Source organism: Brevundimonas sp., from assembly GCF_032055285.1.
In the GTDB taxonomy this organism is placed as follows: Bacteria; Pseudomonadota; Alphaproteobacteria; order Caulobacterales; family Caulobacteraceae; genus Brevundimonas.
Genome location: NZ_DAMBRE010000002.1, coordinates 243,241 through 261,035, shown reverse-complemented (window position 1 = coordinate 261,035; position 17,795 = coordinate 243,241). Strand labels below are relative to the sequence as shown.

The 17,795-nt window shown below is 62.5% G+C and carries 18 protein-coding genes and 1 tRNA gene; 8 read left to right on the top strand and 11 right to left on the bottom strand.

What is annotated here, in order from left to right; genetic code table 11:
• Positions 1 to 66 precede the first annotated feature (66 nt).
• Positions 67 to 996: a DMT family transporter gene (locus RTY13_RS06825; RefSeq protein WP_312782122.1), complete on the top strand. Its 930-nt coding sequence runs from the start codon at positions 67 to 69 to the stop codon at positions 994 to 996.
• Between the two features lie 78 nt (positions 997 to 1,074).
• Positions 1,075 to 1,164 (top strand) — tRNA-Ser (locus RTY13_RS06820).
• Between the two features lie 1,062 nt (positions 1,165 to 2,226).
• Here the strand turns inward: RTY13_RS06820 and RTY13_RS06815 are convergent.
• From RTY13_RS06815 to RTY13_RS06805, 3 genes are read right to left on the bottom strand one after another with little or no spacing between them, the layout of a single operon-like run.
• Positions 2,227 to 3,864, bottom strand: coding sequence for a recombinase family protein (locus tag RTY13_RS06815; RefSeq protein WP_312782120.1), 1,638 nt, complete (start codon positions 3,862 to 3,864; stop codon positions 2,227 to 2,229).
• Positions 3,861 to 4,292 carry a DUF2924 domain-containing protein gene (locus tag RTY13_RS06810; RefSeq protein ID WP_312782118.1) on the bottom strand — a complete coding sequence of 144 codons (432 nt, stop codon included), beginning with the start codon at positions 4,290 to 4,292 and terminating at the stop codon, positions 3,861 to 3,863. The genes RTY13_RS06815 and RTY13_RS06810 overlap by 4 nt, the downstream gene beginning before the upstream one ends.
• Positions 4,289 to 4,540 (bottom strand): DUF3489 domain-containing protein, encoded by a 252-nt coding sequence (locus tag RTY13_RS06805; protein WP_312782116.1) that lies wholly within the window; start codon positions 4,538 to 4,540, stop codon positions 4,289 to 4,291. The genes RTY13_RS06810 and RTY13_RS06805 overlap by 4 nt, the downstream gene beginning before the upstream one ends.
• A 310-nt stretch (positions 4,541 to 4,850) precedes the next feature.
• Here RTY13_RS06805 and RTY13_RS06800 point away from each other — a divergent pair, with 310 nt between their 5' ends.
• The 3 genes from RTY13_RS06800 to terL are packed head-to-tail and all read left to right on the top strand — an operon-like array spanning position 4,851 to position 8,161.
• Complete coding sequence (locus RTY13_RS06800) at positions 4,851 to 6,272, top strand: DNA methyltransferase (RefSeq protein ID WP_312782114.1); 1,422 nt, start codon at positions 4,851 to 4,853, stop codon at positions 6,270 to 6,272.
• A 12-nt stretch (positions 6,273 to 6,284) separates the two neighbouring features.
• Positions 6,285 to 6,692 carry a DUF5681 domain-containing protein gene (locus RTY13_RS06795; RefSeq protein ID WP_312782112.1) on the top strand — a complete coding sequence of 136 codons (408 nt, stop codon included), beginning with the start codon at positions 6,285 to 6,287 and terminating at the stop codon, positions 6,690 to 6,692.
• Entirely contained in the window at positions 6,689 to 8,161 is a 1,473-nt protein-coding gene (terL, locus tag RTY13_RS06790) for a phage terminase large subunit (protein WP_312782110.1), read from the top strand. Before RTY13_RS06795 ends, terL begins: the two co-directional genes overlap by 4 nt.
• Positions 8,162 to 8,216: 55 nt before the next feature.
• Here the strand turns inward: terL and RTY13_RS06785 are convergent, their stop codons facing one another.
• Both RTY13_RS06785 and RTY13_RS06780 read right to left on the bottom strand, forming a co-directional pair.
• Positions 8,217 to 8,357 (bottom strand): hypothetical protein, encoded by a 141-nt coding sequence (locus tag RTY13_RS06785; protein WP_312782109.1) that lies wholly within the window; start codon positions 8,355 to 8,357, stop codon positions 8,217 to 8,219.
• Positions 8,358 to 8,509: 152 nt separating this feature from the next.
• A complete protein-coding gene (locus RTY13_RS06780; protein WP_312782107.1) occupies positions 8,510 to 9,094 on the bottom strand; it encodes a hypothetical protein in 585 nt (194 codons plus the stop codon).
• On the opposite strand from RTY13_RS06780, the gene RTY13_RS06775 reads away from it, so the two are divergent.
• Positions 9,093 to 9,302, top strand: coding sequence for a helix-turn-helix transcriptional regulator (locus RTY13_RS06775; RefSeq protein WP_312782105.1), 210 nt, complete (start codon positions 9,093 to 9,095; stop codon positions 9,300 to 9,302). The two genes, RTY13_RS06780 and RTY13_RS06775, sit on opposite strands and share 2 nt — an antisense overlap.
• Here the strand turns inward: RTY13_RS06775 and RTY13_RS06770 are convergent.
• Both RTY13_RS06770 and RTY13_RS06765 read right to left on the bottom strand, forming a co-directional pair.
• Positions 9,289 to 9,537 carry a hypothetical protein gene (locus tag RTY13_RS06770; RefSeq protein ID WP_312782104.1) on the bottom strand — a complete coding sequence of 83 codons (249 nt, stop codon included), beginning with the start codon at positions 9,535 to 9,537 and terminating at the stop codon, positions 9,289 to 9,291. The genes RTY13_RS06775 and RTY13_RS06770 overlap by 14 nt on opposite strands.
• Positions 9,538 to 9,868: 331 nt before the next feature.
• Positions 9,869 to 10,891, bottom strand: coding sequence for an IS110 family transposase (locus RTY13_RS06765; RefSeq protein WP_312782103.1), 1,023 nt, complete (start codon positions 10,889 to 10,891; stop codon positions 9,869 to 9,871).
• Between the two features lie 344 nt (positions 10,892 to 11,235).
• On the opposite strand from RTY13_RS06765, the gene RTY13_RS06760 reads away from it, so the two are divergent.
• Positions 11,236 to 12,338, top strand: a protein-coding gene (locus RTY13_RS06760) for an IS3 family transposase (RefSeq protein ID WP_312782101.1) whose coding sequence is annotated in 2 segments (ribosomal slippage) — positions 11,236 to 11,497 and positions 11,497 to 12,338 — 1,104 coding nt in all. Because the reading frame shifts where the segments join, the coding sequence is not laid out codon by codon here.
• Positions 12,339 to 12,491: 153 nt separating this feature from the next.
• On the opposite strand, the gene RTY13_RS06755 is transcribed toward RTY13_RS06760, so the two are convergent.
• Both RTY13_RS06755 and RTY13_RS06750 read right to left on the bottom strand, forming a co-directional pair.
• Positions 12,492 to 13,370 (bottom strand): plasmid partitioning protein RepB C-terminal domain-containing protein, encoded by an 879-nt coding sequence (locus RTY13_RS06755; RefSeq protein ID WP_312782099.1) that lies wholly within the window; start codon positions 13,368 to 13,370, stop codon positions 12,492 to 12,494.
• Positions 13,367 to 14,929: a recombinase family protein gene (locus RTY13_RS06750; RefSeq protein WP_312782097.1), complete on the bottom strand. Its 1,563-nt coding sequence runs from the start codon at positions 14,927 to 14,929 to the stop codon at positions 13,367 to 13,369. The genes RTY13_RS06755 and RTY13_RS06750 overlap by 4 nt, the downstream gene beginning before the upstream one ends.
• Before the next feature lie 141 nt (positions 14,930 to 15,070).
• On the opposite strand from RTY13_RS06750, the gene RTY13_RS06745 reads away from it, so the two are divergent.
• A complete protein-coding gene (locus RTY13_RS06745; protein WP_312782095.1) occupies positions 15,071 to 15,376 on the top strand; it encodes a hypothetical protein in 306 nt (101 codons plus the stop codon).
• A gap of 186 nt (positions 15,377 to 15,562) precedes the next feature.
• Here RTY13_RS06745 and RTY13_RS06740 read toward each other — a convergent pair whose 3' ends face one another.
• Positions 15,563 to 17,254: a recombinase family protein gene (locus RTY13_RS06740; protein ID WP_312782093.1), complete on the bottom strand. Its 1,692-nt coding sequence runs from the start codon at positions 17,252 to 17,254 to the stop codon at positions 15,563 to 15,565.
• Entirely contained in the window at positions 17,244 to 17,666 is a 423-nt protein-coding gene (locus RTY13_RS06735; RefSeq protein ID WP_154725296.1) for a DUF2924 domain-containing protein, read from the bottom strand. Before RTY13_RS06735 ends, RTY13_RS06740 begins: the two co-directional genes overlap by 11 nt.
• Positions 17,667 to 17,795 lie beyond the last annotated feature (129 nt).

Sequence of the window (17,795 nt, the reverse complement as noted above, 5' to 3'; positions counted from 1 at the left end):
GGCTATGCGTCCCCGCGTCGTGTGGCGACGCCTTCGCGCCCGCGCCCAGTTCTTGAAGCGAGCACCTTGAAACCCTCCCTCTATCAGACCCGTTCGGGCGTCTTCGCCCTGGCGACACTGTGCTGCATCCTTTGGGGCAGCGCCTATCCGGCGATCAAGAACGGCTATGCTCTGCTGCATATCGCGCCGAGCGACATCGCCAGCCAGATGCTGTTCGCGGGTTGGCGCTTCGCCTTGGCGGGCCTGATCCTGCTGCTGGTCGCCTCGGCGATGAAGAAGCCGATCCTGGCGCTGAGCGGTCGGCAGATGGGTCAGGTCGCCTTGCTGGGCCTGACCCAGACCGCGATCCAGTATGTCTTCTTCTATATCGGCCTGGCCCACGCCAGCGGCGTGAAATCGTCGATCATGAACGCCACCGGCGTCTTCTTCAGCGTGGTTCTGGCGCACTTCATCTATGCGAATGATCGGCTCAGTACGCGCAAGGCGCTGGGCTGCCTGATCGGGTTCATGGGCGTGGTGGTGGTCAACCTGGGCGGCGGCGCCCTGGGTTTCGATTTCAGCCTGCTGGGCGAAGGCTTTGTCATCATCGCCGCCTTCGTTCTGGCGGCGGCCTCCATCTACGGCAAGCGGCTGTCAGCCGACCTGGACCCCATGGTCATGACCGGCTGGCAACTTTTCGTCGGCGGCGCGATCCTGATGGCGATCGGCAAGATGGGCGGCGGTGAACTGGAAGGTCTAGACATCCGCTCCGGCGGCCTGCTGCTCTACATGGCCCTGCTCTCCTCCGTGGCCTTCGCCGTCTGGAGCTTGCTGCTGAAGCATAATCCCGTTGGCATGATCGCGGCGTTCAACTTCCTGATCCCGGTCTTCGGCGTCGCCCTCTCGGCCATCTTCCTGGGCGAATCCCTGCTGCGCTGGAGCTATTTCGCGGCTTTGGTTCTGGTTTGCGCTGGCATCTGGTTGGTGACGCGCTCCTCAACCGCCGACAAAGCCTGAAGCCATGCACGCTTTAGTGCTTGGGCGACACGGCACTTAAGGCTATGCACGCCCCCGCGCGCTGTCTCGACTCGCGCTGGACAGGTGGCCGAGTGGTTTAAGGCAGCGGTCTTGAAAACCGCCGTAGGTGGAAGCCTACCGTGGGTTCGAATCCCACCCTGTCCGCCACACATTCCTCAACAACTAGGAAGTACTTTTTAAGTACCTACTAGTCTTGTTGAATAGAACAACACTACAGAGACAGTAAAACGCGAAGAAACTTCCAATAATAATTGGAATAGAATTCGCCAAAAACTCTAGGTTGTCTTTTCTGTACTTTAGTCACGACATTTCCGCGGCTTGCAGCCAAAAACATATCTCCGATTAGAATCATAATGTCCCCGCCACACACTCATCAACAACTAGGAAGTACTTTTTAAGTACCGCCTAGCCTTGTTGATAGAAACAACACCACAGAGACAGCAAGCAGCGAATATACTTCCAATAATTCTTGGAACTAATTTCGCCAAAAACCTCTAGGTTACTTTTACTGCACTTTAGTCGCGACATTTCCGCAGCTTGCAGCCAAAAACATATCTCCGATTAGAATCTTAATGTCCCCGCCACACACTCATCAACAACTAGGAAGTACTTTTTAAGTACCGCCTAGCCTTGTTGATAGAAACAACACCACAGAGACAGCAAGCAGCGAATATACTTCCAATAATTCTTGGAACTAATTTCGCCAAAAACCTCTAGGTTACTTTTACTGCACTTTAGTCGCGACATTTCCGCAGCTTGCAGCCAAAAACATATCTCCGATTAGAATCTTAATGTCCCCGCCACGCCGTCAGTCGCTGACTGACGGTTTGCTGTTTCACTGAAAATTACCCCGACATTACCGCAGCCTGCGCGGAAGCAGAGACGTTTCTGGCGTCTCCGGCGCGACTGAACACGCCTGTTCAGCGGCCATTATCGTGCCCCGTCTCCGTTTGCCGATGGTCGGTTAGGTTTCCCCGGACAGGGCCGCGTTGCCTGATTACAGGGAAATACAGGGAATCGCGTCAATTCGCAGGGCAGCTGCAACGACGCTGCCGCCGCGAGAACCCAGGCACGGCGGCCATTTGCGCAGGTCCAACGTCTCAAATTCCCGCAACAGGAACAGGGAATTCAAAACGACGTAACAGGGAAAATTGTTCGCGGAACAGGGAACGCCCTCGCCCTAAACAGGGATCGAGGGCGTCCAACGCATCAGGCGCGATAGAGCTGTCGCTGCGCATCCCAGTCGAGCGGAACGTCCTGGGTCATCACCCTCTGCAAGGTCAGGCCCTCCGGCTGATCACCGTCAAGGATGGCCTGCTTCAGATCGGGCGCCAGGAAGGCGGTTCGGATCAGGCGCGCGGCGTATGCGGCCTTTACCCCCTCGGCCTTGGCGATGCTCTCAAGGCTGTCGGCGTCGCCGGCCAGCAGCTTGCGTTTCCAGGATTCCGCGCGGATCAGGGCGGAACTCAGGGCTGGATCCACCGCCGCCTTATGCAACGGCGACTGTCCCTGAGGGCCGACGGCGATCTTGCTCCCGCCCCGTCGCTGGATGCGCATCGGGATGGTAATCACACTCCCGTCCTCTCTCCGCTCAAGCTGCTCCAGGACCAGACGCTCACGCCCCTGAAGATCGCGTGTCGCCAGATCGAGCCTCTCAGCATCGAGCACGACCGTCAGGGCGTCGGCGCCGACCTCCACCCGATCGACCAGGTCGCGGACGCGAGGCCAGTCGGGCGCAAGGTCGATCGGTCGGCAGAGTCCCAAGTTCTGGAGGTGGTCCGCGACACCTTGCTCCACGATCGGCGCCGACACCCGCGGGCATGCGCCCGCCTTATCCGGCGCCCCCGACTGGATCGCGGCCGAAACATAATAGCGGTAAGTCGCCCCGTTCTTACGCGAGCAACTGACGGGGGACATACGGTTGCCGGCGCTGTCGTAAATCAACCCCGTCAGGGGCGCGCCCGTATGGGGGCGGCGTGGCTGCCCCTTGGCTCGTGGCCGACGCTGCTTCTCGCCGAGCTTGGCCTGGACCGCGTCGAACAGGTCGCGATCGACAATGGCCGGATGCTGGCCTGGGTAATGGGCGCCGTTGTGAGGGATCTCCCCGATATAGATGCGGTTGCGCAGGATATGAAACAGCGCCCCCCGTTCAATCGGAACCCCGCCGCGCACTACACCGGCCTTGCTGATGGTCCGCTTCGACAGGACGCCCTGGTCGGCTAGTTCACGGCACAACAGGTGCGCAGAACCCAGTTCAAGGTAGCGGCAGTAGATACCGCGCACGGTTTCCGCCTCGGCTGGATTGATGGCGAGCGTGCGGCCGTCCGGATCGTAACCGAGCGGCACGCCGCCGCCCATCCACATACCCAGCTTCTTGCTCGCCGCGATCTTGTCGCGGATGCGCTCGCCCGTGACCTCGCGCTCGAACTGGGCAAAGGACAGCAGCACATTCAGGGTTAACCGCCCCATGGAGGTGGTGGTGTTGAAGGCCTGGGTCACGCTGACGAAACTGGCCCCAGTCTTGTCCAGGACGTCCACGATCCGAGAGAAATCGGTGAGCGCCCGCGTCAGCCGGTCGACCTTATAGACCACGACCACGTCGATCCGGCCCGCCTCAATCTCCGCCATCAGCCGCTTCAGCGCCGGCCGCTCCATATTGCCGCCGCTGAACCCGCCATCGTCATAGACCTCTGGCAGTAGGGTCCAGCCTTCGCCGACCTGGGATAGGATGTAGGCGGCGCAGGCGTCGCGCTGGGCGTGCAGCGAGTTGTAGTCCTGCTCCAGCCCCTCTTCGGTGCTCTTGCGGGTGTAGATAGCGCAGCGGATCTGACGGGCGGGCGCTTTCATGCGGCTTCTCCCTCTCGCAGACCAAAGAACCGAGGTCCGTTCCACCGCACGCCTGTGATCAGACGCGCGACCTTGGAGAGGCTGGCGTGCTTCTGCCCGTTCCAAATGTAGCCGTCGGCGGCCACCTCGACCTGGTGGCGCTCCCCCTGCCATTCCCGCACCAGGGTCGAACCCGGCTTGAAGGTCGTGGTCCGCACCTTGGGTTTGCATCCGGTGCGATGCTGGGCGGCGACCTTGGCCAGCCGCCGATCCAGCACTGCATCCCGACCCGCACCCGCCATTTGAAGCTGTTCCGCCAGCGCCCGGCGCAGGATGTCGCGCGAGCGGATCGGGGGCGGCTCGCCGAGCCGCTCCCTCCATACCGACCTCAGGCCCTCCACGCCCATGTCCTGGATCGCCGCCAGCAGTTGAGCCAGATCGGCGCTCATGCTTGCGGCTCCGCCGGCATGATGCGCCAGAGACGACCGGCGTCTGTTTTCTCGCTCCGAACCACATGGCCCTTCTTGCGCAGGGCGCCGGCCAGGGCGCCGCGGACCGAATGCGCTTGCCAGCCGGTGGCCGCCATCATGGCCGGCATGCCCACCCCATCGGCCTGTTGTAGTAAGACGATCAGACGATCGAGTTTGGAGGTCGGGGCAGCCACCGCAGCGTTAGCGGGCGTCTTGGACGATGACATAGGATTTTCCTCAGGTTTGCGGGCGCGGCTTGCGCCCTACTGACCTGAGCCCGGAAGGCCGGGCGGGAACAGGATCACTACCGCTTCCAATGCAGCGCAAGTCCAGCCGCTTGTGGGAATATTCGAAGCGTCGCCTTGCAGGACTTAAAGCTGCTGCCTAGCTGCGCAGCATCAGGCTGTTCTCGAAGCCTTGACCATAGATGCCGGGCAGGCCGTGTTCCTAGCCATCGCCATCGCTTCCCCCTCAATCCCATCACAGGATCCCGTGCCCGCACGACTGCGGGCGCGCGCCTAACTGCAGGAGATCATCATGTCCTCGGGTTACGGCCACGCGACCGATATCGCGCCCTCGCTTCCCCCTACCCTCGCCCTGGCGATCGAGAACCGGCCCATCGCGGGCCTGGCGCCTCTGTCTCGCAAACTGCGTATCCACAAGAAGAGCGCCATCACAGCCCTGGCCGGCGCCATTCAACAGTTCGGCTTCCTCGTCCCGGTCCTGATCAACTCCCACGACAAGATCATCTCCGGCTATGGCCGGGTCGAAGCAGCCCGCCAGCTCGGCATGACCGACGTCCCTTGCATCCGCGTCAGCCATCTGGACGACGACGCCCTGCGCGTCTTCGCCATCGCCGAGAACCAGCTGGGACAGTTGGCCGGCTGGGACGCCGAGACCCTGAAGATCGAACTGCAGGAGCTGTCAAACCTCGACCTTGGCTTCAGCCTGGAGGTCACCGGCTTCTCCCCCGCCAAGATCGACGCCATCATTCTCGGCGGCGACAGCAACCGCGACGACCAGGGCGATCGCCTGCCGGATCTGCCCGACACCCCGGTCAGCCAAGTCGGCGACCTTTGGCTGCTGGGGGATCATCGGCTGCTGTGCGCCGACGCCACTGACCCGCAGAGCTTCGCTGTTCTGCTGGAGGGTGAAAAGGTCCGCGTCGTGGTTACCGACCCGCCCTACAACGTCGCCGTGGCCGGTCATGTCACCAGCGGCGGCAAGCACGGCGAGTTCGTCATGGCGTCCGGCGAAATGAGCGACGACGAGTTCACCGGCTTCAGCACCCAGGTGCAGATGCGCATCGCCGAGGTCCTGATGGACGGCGGCCTTTGCTACTACTGCATGGACTGGCGCCACATGAGCCACACGCTCACGGCCGCGGCAGCCGCCAAGCTGGACCTGCTCAACCTGATCGTCTGGGACAAGACGGCTGGCGGCATGGGCAGCTTCTATCGTTCACGCCACGAGCTTATCTTCCTCTTCCGCAAGGCCGGCGCGCCGCACCTCAACCGGGTGGAGCTGGGCGTCCATGGCCGCAACCGCGCCAACGTCTGGACCTATGAGGGCGTCAACGGCTTCGGGGCCGCCAAGGCCAAAGCCCGGGAAATGCATCCCACGGTCAAACCCCTGGCCTTGATCCGCGACGCCATCCTCGACAGTTCGGCGCGAGGCGATGTCGTGCTGGACCTGTTCAGCGGCAGCGGCACTACCTTGATCGCCGCTGAACAGAGCAAGCGACGTGGGCGCGCCACCGAACTCGATCCCCAGTATGTCGACGTCGGCGTCATCCGTTGGCAGGAGTTCACGGGCCGGGAGGCTCGGCTGGCCTCCACCGGCCAGACTTTCCGTCAGGTCCGCGCGGAACGGCTGAAAGCGCATCTTGCCCCAGCTGAGGCCGTATCGTCGATCATCACCCTGCCCGCTGCGCGCGTACGCACGCGTGCGGCCGCTTAAGGGAGATGTCCTATGTCCAAATCTTCCAAGTCGTCAGGCAACTATGAGGTCGGCTACGGCCGGCCTCCCCAGGCGGCCCAGTTCAAGCCCGGCCAGTCCGGGAACCCCAAGGGCCGGCCCAAAGGCGCCAAGAACCTCGTCACCCTGTTTCGCGAAGAACTGGAGCGCTCCATCCCTGTCACTCAGAATGGCCGGACACAAATGATGTCTAAGGCCCGGGTCGCGGTCATCCAGCAGGTCGACAAAGCCGCCAAGGGGGATGCCAAGGCCTTCGCCGCCTTGATGAAATACGCCCAGGAGGATGCGGCGGCCGTCGCCCGCGAGCAGGCAGCGGCGCCAGCGAGCGAACTTCAGCCGGCCGAGTACGACGAGATCATCACGCGCTATCTCGCAGACCTGAGCGAAGGGAGGGCGGCATGACCCTTCCCTTGCCGGCCGACGCCATGGTCCACGCCTTAGCGCGACGGGACTTCGGCGTCTTTCTGGATCTGGTCTTCCCAACCCTCAATCCCGGCACGCCCCTCGCACGCGGTTGGTACCTCTCGGCCATGATGCGGGCGCTGGAGGATGTGGCCGACGGTTCTAACCGCCGCCTTCAGATCACCGTACCGCCCCGGCATCTGAAGTCGGTAATGACGACAGTGGCCTTCCCCGCATGGCTGCTGGGGCGCCGTCCGGAGACGCGGATCATCTGCGCCAGCTATGGCCAAGATCTCTCGGCCGCCCTGTCGCGCAACTTCCGTAAGGTGATCAACTCGGCCTGGTACGCGCAGGTCTTTCCCGAGACCGCTCGCTCCATCGTCCGCGACACCGAAGCCGACCTGGCCACGCGCCAAGGCGGCTATCGCTACGCCACCGCGGTCGGCGGCACGGTGACCGGCCTGGGCGCCGACCTGATCATCATCGACGACCTGATGAAGGCTCAGGACGCCACCTTCCCGGAGGCTCGGGCCAAGGCCCAGAGGTTCGTCGACGAGACCCTTCTCAGCCGTCTGGACGATAAGCGGACCGGGGCCATCATCGCCATACAGCAGCGTCTGCACGAGGACGACGTCTCGGCCCATCTGACAGCTAAGGGCGGTTTTCGCCACCTGGACCTGCCGGCCATCGCCATTCGCGATGAGATCATCTCTCTCACCCATGGCCGCAGCCATGCACGGCGGATTGGGGACGTGCTCAACCCGGCCCGGGAATCCCGCGAGGTCCTAGAGCGGATCCGCGCAGAGATGGGCGGCCGCGCCTTCGAAGCCCAGTACCAGCAGAACCCCACCCCGACGGAAGGCGACTATGTCCGCTGGGATCGGATCCAGTTCTACGATGAACGTCCAGAGCGACATGGCCTCCACAAGATCGTGCATAGCTGGGATCCAGCGGCATCCACTGACCCGTCCGCTGACTATTCCGTCGGTACGGTCTGGGGTCATGACGGCGCTAGTTGGCTGTTGCTCGACATCATCCGCGTCCGGCTGGCCTATGCCGACCTCCTGGATCGGGTCCGTTCGGAGCGGCAGCGCTGGCGCGCCGATGTCATCCTGGTTGAAAAGTCCTCCCTAGGCCCCGCCCTCCTGGAAGACCTAGGGCGGGACATGCGCGGCATTGGCGACCGGGCCCACCACGCCCCGTCCTGCATGCGGATTGGAGCAGACGCCCGGTTGCCTAAGGCGGAACGCCTCTACAGCTCGGTGGAGCGGCTTTACTCGGGGTTCGCTAAGCTACCCCGGGACGCGCCCTGGCTGGAGGATCTACGGCGCGAAATGCTGACCTTCCCCAACGCCAAGCACGACGACCAGGTGGATAGTGTCAGTCAGTTCCTCAACTGGGCCATCGGTCGCGGTGGGCGGAACACGCTCCGCGGTCATGCGCGTCGCGACGGGCCCAGGCCGGCCTAGAAGGAAAACAGCGGTGCCCCTCCGGGACGTCGCTGTGACCCGTCCTCTGGGGCGTTCAGCTCTTACATTCAGCCTGCGCCGTATAGGCCAGATGCGGAACGCCGCCGCGGCTTGTGGCGTCGGCAAACACGATACTCTGCAGCTCGACTTCCCCGCCGCACGATTTTTCCAGCATCGCGCGAACCTCTTCCGTCACCTTCGCCTCGTCCCGCGTGAATGACGCAATTCCCGAAACGGAAAAGCCTAATTTACCTGACGCCGTTTGAAGCGGTGCCGGACGGTAAGACGGTACAGAACTACAAGCCGCCGCCATAAGTCCGCCGACTAGAATGATCGCACATGACCTAATCATCGTGCCGTCTCCACTGCATCGCCCGCAACCAATCGGTCGGTGTAATCCGTCGCATTCAGCGAGTTAGCCCGCCCGCAGACCGTATCCGCGAAACCTTCGATCCCACCTCTGAACGCTTCGGGAAAACGGCTGCTGAAGTAAAAAGCCTTGAAGCCGTTGTAGCCGCCCATTCGGTTTCGGGCATTGACGAGGCCGCAAACCGCCAGGCCGATTTCGCGTGGGTTCCGTCGATTTACAGGCGTCAGCACCACCCGGACATTTCGAAATTTGGCGCTCTCATAATCAACCAGAGACAGCTCCAGCCACGACCGCGTCAGTTCAATTTCGAGATCCACCGCAGCATCCGAGAAGAGCCCCGCGCTCTGTGCCGCTGGCGCGCCTTCAACATTCTCTTCGGCCTGGCTAAACGCCGGTGTGGCTATGGCCGACGCGGCCAAAAACGCTAAGGCAGTCCTAATCATTATGCATTCCATGAGTCTCAATGACATGACGCTGGTCGCTTGAACGTCAGGTTCAGTCAACCCGAAATGAGACTCATCGTCTGTCGCTCGATCGGCTGCATCCGCCTCATCTGCGGCCATGGACGTCCGCCGCAAACTCGGAGCCCGCGTACAGCGGTTGAGACAGGCTCAGGGCCTGTCTCAGGAGGAGCTGGCGGACCGGGCCGACCTGCACCGCACCTATGTGTCCGGCGTCGAGCGTGGCGTGCGCAACCCTACGGTGACGGTGCTGGAAAAGCTGGCCCAGGGGCTGAAAACCTCCCTGCCCGACCTGGTTAGCTTCGAATAGAGCGGACAACCGAACGACGCTCCAGGACCTCCATAGCCGCGGCCAGCTTCTGAAAGTCCTCTGCGTAGCCTTTCAGCACAGACCCCGCTTCGGATAGCGCCAACAGGCTCGTGTCGGTGCTCAGAATATGGGCATGGTCCAGAATGGCCGAAGCCATGACGCCGAGGCGCAGCTTGGCCTCCAGAGCGTCGTCGGGATCCAGCATGGGGTCTCGGTCGAGATCATCGCGCGTCATGTCCGCGACTACCGCTCGCGTGGCGCTGGAAGTCCAGAGGAAGCGCGCAGGTCGCGAATGCGCCATGTGTGGACGGCTCCCCGTTGGCAAGGGTTGATCTGATGTTCTGCTGAGCCTGGTCGGAGCGGCCATGTGTTCGACCTGTTAGTGCGGCACGCATGACCGCTGGCCATAATGCCTTCCGCGAAGGTGGGTCCCGACCAAAAGCACGCGCTCGAGGCGCTATGGCGCATGTGGGTTTTCCCGCCTTCCGGTTTCGACCGGCTGTCGCATTACATCCTGTCCGCCCTTCCCAAGTTCGTCGGTCTCCGCGTTAAGCCTCGACCTGTCTCTATGCCGCCAGCGGCTCCCTGTAGCGCTCACCCGAAGTCATGATCGCCCAGACCATTCGCGCGGTCTTGTTGGCGAGAGCGACGGCCGCAACCTTCGGCGTTCGCCGAGCAAGCAACTGGACCAGCCACGGCCGGCGCGTGCCGTTCCTCACGGCATAGCGCACGACCGCCAAGGCGCCGACGACCAGCATCTGTCGCAGATATCGGTCGCCCTGCTTGGTGATCCCGCCCAGCCGCTCCTTGCCGCCGCTGGAATTCTGCTTCGGAACGAGGCCGATCCACGCCGCGAGATTGCGACCGGTCTTGAAGGCCCTTGGATCGGCGATCGTGCCCACCAGAGCGCTGGCCAGCAGCGGGCCCACGCCGGGGATCTCCATCAGCCGGCGCCCGACTTCGGTCGATCGGGCGTTGGTCCGGATCAGCCGATCGGTCTCCAGGACCTGCTCGTTCACCAGCCGCAGCTGCGCGGCGAGCATGGCGAGGCACCCCCTCGCCTCAAGCGGCACGCGCTCGTCGGCCGGATCTTCGACCACTTCGATAAGGCTCTGGAGGCCTTGCCTGCCAATCGCCGCCGCCATGCCGAACTCCGCCATGTGACTCCTGATCGCGTTGGAAATTTGCGTGCGCTGTCGGATCAGGATCGACCGAGTCCGGTGCAGCACCATCACGCTCTGCTGCGCCGGCGACTTTACCGGCACGAAGCGCATCGTCGGCCGGGTGACCGCCTCGCAGATCGCCTCCGCGTCGGCCATGTCGTTCTTCTGGCGCTTCACGTACGGCTTCACATAGCTCGGCGGCATCAGCCGCACCTCGTGGCCCAGGCCAATCAGTTCGCGGGCCCAGTGATGCGCCGTTCCGCAAGCTTCGATCCCGACCAGACAGGGGGACAGCTTTTCGAAGAACTTCAGCAGCCGCGCTCGCGTCAGCTTCTGTCGAATGACGACGCCGCCCTCAGCATCGACGCCGTGCACCTGAAACACCGACTTCGCGATGTCCAAACCAATCGTGGATACCTGTCCCATGGCTCTCCTCCAGCTCTGCCGGAGGCCTAACGCCGCCGGTGGGTTGGAGAGCCGTCCACAGCATCAATAGCGGTCATTGGCATACTGCCCGAACGACGACACTCCGAAACGAGCTGAAGGTCCGCTTTCCGGTCATCGGCTGATTTCTCAAACCGACGCTTACGCGGCGTTTGCCGGGCCCGCTCCCGAGCCTGGCACAGACGTCACAGATCAATCTGCTCCGACATCTCCAAGGCATCGTCTACCTCGATGCCTAGATAGCGCTGATCTGCTCCCCGAAAACTGGATCACCGGACGTTAGAGTTTTTCGCTGAGATTTCCCTGGCTGGGAAGGAGCGAAAACCATGAAGGCATCGGCTTTCTCGGACGCCCAAAAGGCGTTCATTCTGAAGCAGGGCGCGGACGGCGTGCCGGTGGCGGAGATCTGTCGCCGGGCCGGGATCAGTCCGGCGACCTACTTCAACTGGAAGAAGAAGTACGACGGCCTGCTGCCGACGGAGATGAAGCGGCTCAAGCAGCTCGAGGATGAGAACGGTCGCTTGAAGCGGATCGTGGCTGACCTGTCGTTGGACAAGGAGATGCTGCAGGACGTCATCCGGCGAAAGCTCTGAGGCCTGGTCGCAAGCGCGAGCTGGTGGCGGGCGTCTGTGGTGACTGGGGCGTGTCGATCCGGCGGGCTTGCCGGGTTCTGGAAATGGACACTTCGAGTTTTCACTACAAATCCCGCCGCCCCGACCAGGCCGGCCTCGAAGCCCGCATCAAGGCGATCTGCGAGACGCGCGTGCGCTACGGCTATCGCCGGGTGCATGTGCTTCTCCAGCGCGAGGGCTGGAGAACAAACATCAAGAAGACCCATCGTATTTACAACGCCCTGGGCCTTCAGCTGAGAAACAAGACGCCCAAGCGGCGGGTGAAGGCCAAGCTTCGGGAGGACCGCTGTGAAGCCACGCGGCCGAACGAAACCTGGGCCATGGATTTCGTGCACGACCAGTTGGCGACCGGCCGCAAGATCCGCATTCTGACCGTGGTGGACACCTTCTCGCGCTTCTCGCCGGTGATCGATCCCCGGTTCACCTACCGGTCTGAAAACGTCGTGGAAGCGCTCGACAGCGCCTGCGCAAAACTAGGCTATCCGAAGGCGATCCGGGTCGATCAGGGCACGGAGTTCGTCTCCCGCAACCTAGACCTATGGGCCTACGCCCATGGTGTCACCCTGGACTTCTCTCGTCCGGGCAAGCCGACGGACAACGCCTTCATCGAGGCCTTCAACGGCCGCTTCCGGGCCGAGTGCCTGAACGCCCACTGGTTCCTGACGCTTGCCGACGCGGCCGAAAAGTTGGAGGGTTGGCGTAGATACTACAACGAGGATCGGCCCCATGGGGCCATTGGCAACAAGACGCCGATCACGCTGATGAATCCGGGTGACACAGCCAGCCTGTCACCCTGACTCGGGCCGGAAAACTCCAGCTTCGAGTGCGCCAGAAAACGGGGGCGGATCAACCGACTCCATGACCGCTGCCGGCAAGATCTTGGATGGCAGGAGCTTGTCTAACGACAGCACGCGAACCCGCGGCTCAAAGGCGATTCGGACCGGCTCCATCTAGAGGCGCTCCTGTCCAATGCGCGCCGCCAAGGCGGTCGGCAACGTGTTGAATCCTTCCGCCCGCATCAGGGCGACGAACAGGTCATTGGCCAGGAGGTGTTGAAGGGCGCTGACGACGAAGTCGAGACGCGACCGTGTCAGGCCCGCCCGCCGGACAAACGCGGTTTGACGTTCTGTCTCGCGCTCCAAGGTGCGGATCAGCGATTCCGGCGTGGCCGGCTGAGCGGGGCGAACGCCGCGGCTGCGCGGGTTCATGCCCTTTCCGCTGGTGTTGCGTTGTTCGATGATACGGCGGATCGCCAAGATCTGATTTCCAGGGATCAACTTGTCTTCATAGGCCTGGGCGAGGGCCTGCTGAACATCACCTTCTTTGGCTTGGACGATCTCCATGGCGATGGTGTGCGGAATGACCCCGCGCTCCACTGCAGAGATCAGTTTTTCTTCTCCGTTCTCCAGCAGGAAACAGATGGCGTAGATATATTCGCGGCTGAAGCCGACCTTGGCCGCGATCTCCCCATGGCCGTAGCCGCGCTCGCGCAAGGCGCCGATGGCGCGCACCAACTCCAGCGGCGTGTGCTGACGCCGAGCTAGGTTTTCGACCAGGCTCATGACGAAACAGTCGTCTTCGGCGGCGTCGATCACGACAGCGGGAATCGATTCCTGGCCAAGCGCCATGAAGGCCTCCAGCCTTCCTTGCCCGCAGACGAGATCATAGCGAGATCGTCCGGGGCGTTGGCTGACCGTGATCGGCTTCTTCAAGCCCAACCGCTCGATGCTGGTCACGAGTTCTTGGAACACGCGCTTGTTGCGCGCCCGGGGATTGAGAACGGTGATGGCGCTCACCGGGATCATCAGGATATCGGGAACATCACTCATGCCGCTCGCAGCTCCGTCCGACGCGTGAGGTCGTAAAATCCGTCCAAGTCGTCGAAACGAAAGGCGTCCAACCGCACCCCGTTTTCCGGCGACAGCTTGAGGCTGGGATCGGCGCCGCCCTCGATCCAGGGCAGAAGGTAGTAGTCGCGGATTTCCGCATTCCCGGCCTCCATCCGAACGGCGATGGTGATGTCCGGTCGAAGCCCCTGATCCAGGCGGATTTTCCATCGCAGCGCTCCGGCGGCGGTTTCGCAACACCGAGCGAGCACGATGGAGGCGGTGAACTCCGCGTTGACGGTGATCATGTCGGTGGTCTCGTCACGCGCCGCCGTTCCGCCGGCCTGCGCCACCCCGTCGATCACTTGGGCCACGATATCCGGGTGGAGGCGGCGCAGCGCGCGATTGGTTTCGATGTAGCGGAAATCCTTCGCCGGCGCGTAGCCGATCAGGGCGTAGGCGCGCACCAAGCTGCCGAAGCGCTGACGAAAGGTCGAACTCGACGCCATGTCTTCGACTTCGTCGATGACCAATCCCGACAACCAGCCCTTCTGCTCCAGGAGCGCCGACAGCTGGCCGAGCAGTTCCTCGTCGGAGAAGCGCCGACTGCGGTCCTGAATGATTCTCTGCGCCGCTTCGAAGAAGTCGGGCTCGACGATGCCTTCGAAAGCGCCGTCCTTGCGCACCCACATATCAGGCGTGTTCAAAACCCGTTTGGCCTTCAGCTTGAAGGAGCGTCGATTGTAAACGTTGTTGCCGATGTATTTTTCATTGGTCAGCACCTGGTGGACCGTCGATCGCGTCCACGGTCGCCCGAGATCGGTCATCACGCCTTCGGCGTTGAGCAGGGCGGCGATCTCGCTTTCCGAGCGTCGCTGAAGGACAAATAGCCGATAAAGGCGGCGGACCACCTCCACCTCCTGCGGCGGTCCAGGCGTTAGGACCACGCGATCCGTTTGCAGGCTCTTCTGCTCGCCGCGCGCCAGCTCCCCCTTGGGATGGCAGAGCTCATCGACCAGCTGGCGGCGCAATCCAAACCCAGCCGGTCCGCCTTGACGGAAGCCGAGGGTGATCAACCGGCACTGGCCGGCGAACACCTTGGTCGACAGCTCGCGGCTATACTCACCGGCCATCGCGCGTTTCATGCTCTTGATGATGGTGGCGCTGAGACTGCCGTCGTTCTCGAACTGCTCTGCGCAATAGTGCACCGCGATGCCGGCCTCGCGGCAGATGAACTCGTAGTAGGCGCTCTCGTCGGCGTCTTGAAACCGGCCCCACCGGCTGACGTCGTAGACGAGGATGGCGTCGAAGTCGGCGACGCCGCGGCGCACGTCGGCGATCAAGCCTTGCAGCGCGGCGCGTCCATCCAGCTTCAGGCCGCTTTTCCCCGCGTCGGCATAGGTTTTGACGATTTCAAATCCCCGCCGTGCGGCGTAGGCCGCAAGCGCTTCCGATTGGTTCTCGGTGGAGTATTTTTGATGCTCGGTCGACATGCGCACGTACTGAGCCGCACGCACCAGCGTCCCGCATTCACCTCCGCACTGGTCCCTCGGTCGCTGCATCGCCCTGCCGGTCGTTCGCCGCCTTGGCGGCACGGTTGGACCGACACCGTAAGCGCCCTCCGACGTGAAAGTCGTTTCAGAAATTGGACTGAAAACTTCAGTCCAAAACAGGAAAAACTTTTCACACGGAAGAGGCGTAGGATGGAGAGCTTCTCGCAGCAGATCGCCGCGGCCATGCGGCGCGAGTGGGGGGCGACGCCCTCGGCACGGAAAGAGGTCGGACGGATCACGCGCGCCAATGAACGCGCGGTCCGCAACTGGTTCGAGGGCCGCAACGGTCCGAGCGGAGAAAACCTCGTGTCCCTCATCCGCGTCTCGGACGCCGTCTTCGAAACCGTTTTGGCCCTCTCAGGACGAAGGTCAGCCTTGTCGGGCGTTCACGTGCCGGCGCTGCGAGAGCGTTTGAAGTCACTCCTCGATCTGATCGACGAAGCCCCTTCTCGATAGATACCGCCACTTCGGCGAATTTCTTTACCGGAGGAAGCAGTCCCATGGCGCGACCTATGGGCGCCCGACGCGCGCCTTCCAGGCGCAGTTATTGTGGAGACAAGTTCGCATTAGACTGGCAGCACCCCACCCAGTCAGGCGGCAAGTCTCCAAGCAACTACCTCACTATTGGAGACGAATTTGCGATCATGTCGACGCGCTCACCACCCCCTCTCCCTTCGCATAAGTCGTCCCCAATAGTCGGCGTTGCACATCCCAATTCAACGGAATCGCCGTCTGTTTTTCGAGCGTGGCGATAGCCGAGGTCGAGAGCCGCCCATTCAGAATGGCGGATTGAATGTCAGGGGCCAGGAAAGCCCAGGCGAAGCGGTCGTAATCGGCCGACGCCATCATCGCGGTTCGCACGACATGGCGGTGGGCGGCGAACGCGGGACGCGCGGGGCCAAGGGCGGCATGAGCCAGCCTCAATCGCTTACGCGCGCGCAACTTGGATACCTTGGCATCGGCATCAATTTCCTGCTGCTCCTTTCCAATCCAGGTCCGGCCACCTGAGAACTTCATGCGGACCGGTATAACGATCCGAACATGGCCGGGCCTCGCCCCCTCGACGAGCACTCTATCACCGGACACCAGCCGCGCCTCCACCGCCGCCACCGTGTCTAGATCGCGGCGATGATCATGCAGGGCCCTAAGAGCGAGCACGACATGCGTGCAGTCGCTCCTGATCTCGATGCGAGCCACCATCTGCCGCAACTCCTCGATGGTGATGGCTCGCTCATCCCTATCGATCAGCTGCCCAAGGCGTCGACGAATGATGCCCTCAAGCACGTCGCAGGGAACGCGACGAAGGAGGTCCGTGCGGTTTGGGCCGACCATGCCCAGCACCGGGCCGGGCCCAACGTAGTAGCTGTATCGCCGCCCCTTTCGCCGGGCAAACGTCGGCCGCATCGATTGTCCGAGCTCATCGAAAACCCGCCCCCTCAGAGGCGCGCGCTTGAGGTCGGGTGCGCGAGCCTTCCACGTTGCGCTCCTCTGGCGAAGGAGCGCCTGGACCGCGTCAAATGTCTGCTGATCCACGATGGCGTCATGCCGGCCCTGGTAGGTCGTGCCTTTGTGGCAGATCAGCCCAAGGTAGATTGGGTTCTGGAGCAGATGGCGCAGTGCTCCGCGGCTGAACGGCATGCTGGGATAGGTGAGGCCGCGTCGAGACTGGCCAGCCTTCGACCGAATCCCCTCCTCCGCCAGTTGCTGCTGAAGATCATAAAATGAGCGGCAGGCAATCAGCCGGTCGAAGATTAGCCGAACGGTTGATGCTTCGACCTCGTTCACACGAAGACGGCGATCGCCCGATCCATCTGGTGCGTCGTAGCCAAGTGGGACGACGCCGCCCATCCACATGCCCTTCGCCTTCGATGCGGCGATCTTGTCGCGTATCCGCTCGCCGGTGACGTCACGCTCGAACTGCGCGAAGGACAGCAGCACATTGAGCGTCAGCCGGCCCATCGAGCTGTTGGTGTTGAACGCTTGGGTGACGCTGACGAACGCGACATCCCGCTTATCGAGCGCTTCCAGTATTCTCGCGAAGTCGGCCAATGACCGCGTCAGGCGGTCGACCTTGTAGACGACCACGGCATCGATCGATCCAGCGTCGATGTCGGCGAGCAATCGTTTGAGACTGGGTCGCGCCATCGACGCGCCTGTAAAGCCGCCGTCATCATATCGCCGACGATCGATCGTCCAGCCCTCGCCGCCCTGGGATTTAATGTAGGCTTCGCAGTACTCACGCTGCGCATGGAGCGAGTTGAACGACTGGCTCAGCCCCTCCTCTGAACTCTTTCGGGTGTAAATCGCGCACCGCACCCTCGCCTCATGGCCCATGACGAGCCCCCGGCCGCAGACCGAAGAAACGCGGACCATTCCAACGCACGCCGGTGATCTCCCGAGCGATGGCGGACAGGCTCCGGTAATCACGGTCGCGATAGCGGAACCGCTTCCCCTCCGCGATCACTTCATGAACCACGCCTCGGTACTCCCGGGCGACACGACTGCCGGGTTGAAGCGGCTGGAGCGTGGGCGTCGCGGTCGACTTGAGCCGTCGGCGATCATCAGCCGTGAGGTCACCGTGCTTAGCGGCCTGGATCCGCCAGGCAATAATATGCCGGATTAGACGCTTCGAGCACACGTCAGGGGGCGGCCCCCAACGCCGTCGCCATTCATCCCTGAGCGATGCCAACGACATCGCCTCCAGTCTCACCAAGAACGATTCGTCATCATCAGCAGTAGTCGCCATCACATCCTCCTGAAATGGCGAAGGCGACGACTAAAATATCATATAAGTCCAGCCATAAAAGCCTATTTGTGCAGATACTTACTGACCGCTTTCTGGAGATTATTCATCGGATGACTGGGTCCACCCAGC